The following is a 5,589-nucleotide window of genomic DNA, read 5'->3' as shown; positions in this document are numbered from 1 at the left end:
CGCCCCCGGGCGCCCCTCCCGGGGCCGGCCCGGCCGCCGGACAGGGCGGAGGCCGGGCCACGGGCTCCCGCCGCCCTGCGGACCCCTTCGGCAAGGCCGGAGACCACGGCGACGGGGAGCCGCCCGCCGGGGCGTACGGGCCCGGGGTGTACGCCCCCGGGGTGCGGCGGCTCGCCGTGCGGGTGGCCGGGCGGGTGCACGAGGCCGCGCGGCGGTGCCTGGGCCCCGGACAGGGGCAGCTCGACCGGGCCGCCTTCGAGGAGCTGTTCCCCTGGCGCACCGGCTGGGCCTCCGCCGTCCTCACCGAGGGCCTCCTCGTCCCCGCGGGCCCCGGCTACCGCTTCGCCCACGAGGAGTTCTCCGACTGGCTCCAGTCCTGCCACCTCGACGTCGCCGGCGCCCTCGACTCCCTCGTCCACTCCGGCCCCGCCGCCCCCGGCCCGCCCGTACCCCGCCACCGGATCGGGCCCGTGCTCGAAGCCCTCCGCAGGCCCCCCTCCGCCGGGACCGCGCAGGAGCCGGCCCGGCTGGTCGACGCCCTGAACGCCTTCGCCGAAGCCCCGCCGGGCGAGGTGCACCCCGACCGGGTCTGGTGGGCCGCCCGGCTGCTGCGCGGCACCCTGCTCGGCGCCCCGGACGCCACCCCCCACCTGCCCGTCCTGCACGCCCTCGCCGAGCACGTGGCCCGGGCCGGCCCGCAGGACTTCGGCGGCTGGTTCTGGAACCGGCTCCGGCTGCCCGAGTCCGACCGGCTCGACCTGCTGCGCCGCCTGCTGCCCTCCGACCACCGCTACCTCGAGGCCGCCGGACGCCGCCTCGCCCGCGCCCCGCACCGCGTCCTGCCCCTCCTGTGCACCTGGTTCACCGACGAACGCCGGCTGCGCGGCCGCCCCGGCGCCACCGTGGCCACCGCCGCCCAGGCGCTCCTGCACACCCACCGCGGCCTCGCCCCCGACGACCTGACCGAGGCGCTCGTCGACGCCGCCCACCCCCGCGCCGACGAACTCCTCGCCGTCCTCGCCGAGGACGAGCCCTCCGCGATGTCCCGCGCCGTCGACCGCTGGGCACACGACGACCGCCCCGGCCGCCGCGTGGCCGCCGCCGCGTACGGGCTCGCCACCGCCCCGCACGTCCGCACCCCCGCCGACCGCGAACTGCTGCGCCACGCCGCCGAGGCCCTCCTCGCCCGCCCCGGCGACCTCCCCCTGCACGGCAGCGCCCTCGGGATCCTGCTGCGCGACCCCCAGGCCCGCGCCCGCCGCCTGACCGACGCCCTCGACTGCTTCCGCGACCCCGACCGCGGCTCCCGGCTGCCCGCCTCCGCCCTGGTCGCGGCCCTGCCCGTACTGCCCGACCCGGACGCGGTGTTCGACGCCCTGCGGGCCCGCGCGGACGGGGAGGTACTGCGCGCCCTGGCCGCGCTGACCACCCCCGCGCTGGCCCGCCGCGCCGGTGACCTCGTACGGGAGCACCTCGTCCGGCACCCCGCCGACGCCCCGCACGCCGCCGCCTTCGTCGACCGGCGCCTGGAGCAGGGCCCGGCCGCCGCTCCCGTGCTGCGCCCGCTGGTCCTGGCCCTGCTGCGGACCGCCCCGCCGCCGGTACGGGCCGCGCTGGCCGGCGTACTCGCCGCGCCCGGCGGCGAGCCCGGCTCGGTGCTGCGGGCCGAGCTGGCCGAGACCCTGCTGCGCGAGGAGCCCGACCCGCAGGTGCTCGGCGCCTTCCTGACGGCCCTCGCCGCCGCGACCCGCGCCCGCCCCGAGGAACGCACCCGCGAGCTGCTCCGCCGCACCGGCCGGCAGCTGCTGCGGACCCCGGGCGGGCCCGAGGTGTTCGAGCAGCGCACCGTGGAGCTGGTCCGGGCCGACCCGGTCTTCGGGGCCCTGGTGGCCCGCTGGCTGGCCGAGTCCGGGGTGGAGGCCGCGGCCCTGCTCGGACCGGGCGCCCGCCGCACCGTGGAGACCCTCAGCCGATCCGCCCACGACGTCACCTGAGCGGACTCCGATGCGGGGACCGGGCCACCGGCATGGCAGTCTTAGACCTGCAATCGGCAATCCCGTACAGGGACTACAAGGGTTCGGGCGAGGAGCGGTCACAGTGCAGCGCTGGCGTGGCTTGGAGGACATCCCCCAGGACTGGGGACGCAGCGTCGTCACCATCGGCTCCTACGACGGTGTGCACCGCGGACACCAGCTGATCATCGGACGGGCCGTGGCGAAGGCCCGCGCCCTGGGCGTGCCGTCGGTCGTCGTGACCTTCAGCCCGCACCCCAGCGAGGTCGTGCGCCCCGGCAGCCACCCGCCGATCCTGGCCCCGTACGACCGCCGCGCCGAGCTGATGGCCGGCCTCGGCGTCGACGCCCTGCTGATCCTGCCCTTCACGGCGGAGTTCTCCCAGCTGTCCCCGGCCGACTTCATCGTCAAGGTGCTGGTCGACAAGCTGCACGCGCGCACCGTCATCGAGGGCCCCAACTTCCGCTTCGGCCACCGGGCCGCCGGCAACGTCGACTTCCTGCGCGAGCTGGGCTCCACCTACGACTACGAGGTCGAGGTCGTGGACCTGGTCGAGTGCGGCGAGGCGGGCGGCGGCGTGCCGTTCTCCTCGACCCTGGCGCGCAGGCTCGTCGCCGAGGGGGACATGGACGGCGCCGCCGAGGTCCTGGGCCGCCCGCACCGGGTCGAGGGCGTCGTGGTGCGCGGTGCCCAGCGCGGGCGTGAACTCGGCTACCCGACGGCCAACGTGGAGACGGCGCCGCACACCGCGATCCCGGCCGACGGGGTGTACGCGGGGTGGCTGACGGCGGACGGCGAGCGGATGCCGGCGGCGATCTCCGTCGGCACGAACGTGCAGTTCGACGCGACCGAGCGGACCGTGGAGGCCTACGCGATCGACCGCGTCGGGCTCGACCTGTACGGCAAGCAGGTGTCGGTGGACTTCCTCGCGTACGTGCGCGGGATGGCGAAGTTCGAGTCGCTCGACGGGCTGCTGGAGGCCATCGCCGACGACGTGAAGCGGGCGCGCGCCCTGACGGACGCCTTCGACGCGGCACGCCGCTGAGGGGTCGCCGCCCCGGTCCCTGACACACCGGAGGGCCCCTGTCGTCCCGGGACGACAGGGGCCCTCCGGCGTTCGTCGCCCCTCAGCCGAGCCGCGGGTCGCGCGGCGGCTGCCCGGGCTGCTGCGGGGCCGGGGCCGGGGCCGGTGCCGGGGCCTGCGGCCAGGGCTGCCCGGGCTGCGGATAGGGCTGCTGCCCGTACGGCTGCTGGTACGGCCCCTGGGGCTGCTGGGGCGGCTGAGGCTGGGGCTGCTGGGGCGGGGCGTACTGCTGGGGCTGCTGCGGAGCGCCCCACTGCCCCTGCGCGGTCTGCTGCTGGGCCCGTACGAAGTCCTCCGCGACCAGGGCGGAGAGGTTGAAGTACGCCTCCCGCGTCTTGGGCCGCATCAGGTCGAGGTCCACCTCCGCGCCGGCCGCGAGGTGCTCGTCGAACGGCACCACGACGACACCCCGGCAGCGCGTCTCGAAGTGCTGCACGATGTCCTCGACCTTGATCATCTTGGCGGTCTCGCGGACCCCGGAGATGACGGTGATCGAGCGCGAGACGAGATCCGCGTAACCGTGGGCGGAGAGCCAGTCGAGCGTGGTGCTCGCACTGCTCGCCCCGTCCACGGACGGGGTGGAGATGATGATCAGCTGATCGGCCAGGTCCAGGACCCCGCGCATGGCGGAGTACAGGAGCCCGGTGCCCGAGTCGGTGAGGATGATCGGGTACTGGCGGCCGAGCGTCTCTATGACGCGGCGGTAGTCCTCGTCGTTGAAGGTCGTCGAGACCGCCGGGTCCACGTCGTTGGCGATGATCTCCAGCCCGGAGGGCGCCTGCGAGGTGAACCGCCGGATGTCCATGTACGAGTGCAGGTACGGGATCGCCTGGACCAGGTCCCGGATCGTCGCCCCGGTCTCGCGCCGGACGCGGCGGCCGAGGGTGCCGGCGTCGGGGTTCGCGTCGATGGCCAGGATCTTGTCCTGCCGCTCGGTGGCCAGCGTGGCGCCGAGGGCGGTGGTCGTCGTGGTCTTGCCGACGCCGCCCTTGAGGCTGATCACGGCGATCCGGTAGCAGGACATCACCGGCGTCCGGATCAGCTCCAGCTTGCGCTGGCGGTCGGCCTCGGCCGCCTTCCCGCCGAACCGGAACCCGGAACGGGTGGGCCGGGCCTTCTGCTTGGCCCGGATCAGCCGGTCGGAGGACAGCTCGACGGCAGCGGTGTACCCCAGCGGCGCACCGGGCCCCTGACCGGGCGGCTGCTGCTGGTACGGCCCCTGCGGCACCCCGTACGACTGCGGCGGCTGCTGCGCGGCGACGGGCGGGAACCCGTACCCGTGCGGGGCGGCGTCCTGCGGCGCGGCACCCTGCGGTGCCTGGGGCTGCGGCGGCACCCCGTACGGCTGCGGCGGCTGGGCCGGCTGCTGCGAGCCGACGGGCGGGAACCCGTACCCCTGCGGGGCGGCGTCCTGCGGCCCGGATGCCTGAGGCTGCGGCGGCTGGGCCGGCTGCTGCGCGGCGACGGGCGGGAACCCGTACCCCTGCGGGGTGGCGTCCTGCGGCCCGGGTGCCTGCGGCTGGGGCGGCTGTGCCGGCTGCTGCGCGGCGGCGGGCGGGAATCCGTACCCCTGTGGGGCGGGTGCCTGCGGCGGGGCGTCCTGCGGGGTCTGGGGCTGCTGCGGCGGCACCCCGTACGGCTGGGGCGGCTGCTGCGAGCCGACGGGCGGGAATCCGTACCCCTGCGGGGCGGCGTCCTGCGGCCCGGGCGCCTGCGGGAACCCGTACCCCTGGGGTGCGCCGGAGGCGAAGGCGGGCGGCAGCGGGGGCAGCGCCCCGCCGACGGCCACCCCCTCGGCCGGAGTGGCGGTCCGCCCCGCAGCATCGGCGACCCCGCCGACGGGCGCGGCCGGAGGGAACCCCGGGACGGCATCCGCAGGCACTGCCGCGGGCGACGCGTCACCCGGACCCGCCGACGCATCGGCGACAGGAGCCGCAGGCGGCTGCCCGACCGGAGCATGAGCGTCTGCGCCCCCGACCGCCGGCGGCGGGACGAGGGGAACGGCATCGGCCGGCGGCTGCGCAACCGGAGCCACCGGGAGGGCCGGGGCCGGATCCGTCGACCCGGCCGGGAGACCGGGGACGCTCGCGCCGAGGGAACCAGCGGCGGCAGCCGCCGGCACACCGGCAACGGCATCGCCCGGTGCGGCAGGCGGGAACACGGGGTCGGTCGCCACGGACATCGGCGGCACGGTGGGCACGGCGAACGGCGCAGCAGCCGCAGGCTGCGCAGGCACGACCGACTCACCGGCCGCCCCCGCAGCGGCACTGGCGTCTGCCGGGAACGGCGCCGCAGGCGGGGGAGTTGCACTCCCCGGGAACGCACCGGCGGCCGCGGCCCCGGCCGTGGCCTCGGCCGTTCCCGCAACCGCTGCCGCAGGCGGGCCAGTCGGCGCGGCACCGGCACCGGCCCCCGCCGCGACCGCACCGGCGGGCGGGACAGCCGACTCGGCACCCGCACCCGCAGGGAACGCACCCGCGGGCGGGGCAGCGG

2 protein-coding genes and 1 pseudogene are annotated in these 5,589 nt (G+C 77.3%); 2 read left to right on the top strand and 1 reads right to left on the bottom strand.

What is annotated here, in order from left to right; translation table 11 throughout:
* Positions 1-1,994, top strand: a pseudogene (locus ACFVXK_RS36810) (serine protease); the annotation flags it as partial.
* Between the two features lie 103 nt (positions 1,995-2,097).
* A complete protein-coding gene (locus ACFVXK_RS36805) occupies positions 2,098-3,057 on the top strand; it encodes a bifunctional riboflavin kinase/FAD synthetase (protein WP_389621191.1) in 960 nt (319 codons plus the stop codon).
* 82 nt (positions 3,058-3,139) lie between these two features.
* Here ACFVXK_RS36805 and ACFVXK_RS36800 read toward each other — a convergent pair whose 3' ends face one another.
* Positions 3,140-4,978 (bottom strand): MinD/ParA family protein, encoded by a 1,839-nt coding sequence (locus ACFVXK_RS36800; protein ID WP_389621188.1) that lies wholly within the window; start codon positions 4,976-4,978, stop codon positions 3,140-3,142.
* Positions 4,979-5,589 lie beyond the last annotated feature (611 nt).

This window comes from Streptomyces sp. NPDC058157, from assembly GCF_042884105.1.
Lineage (GTDB): Bacteria > Actinomycetota > Actinomycetes > Streptomycetales > Streptomycetaceae > Streptomyces.
Note: the sequence above shows the minus strand (reverse complement) of the source record. Positions and strands in the feature narration are given on the sequence as shown.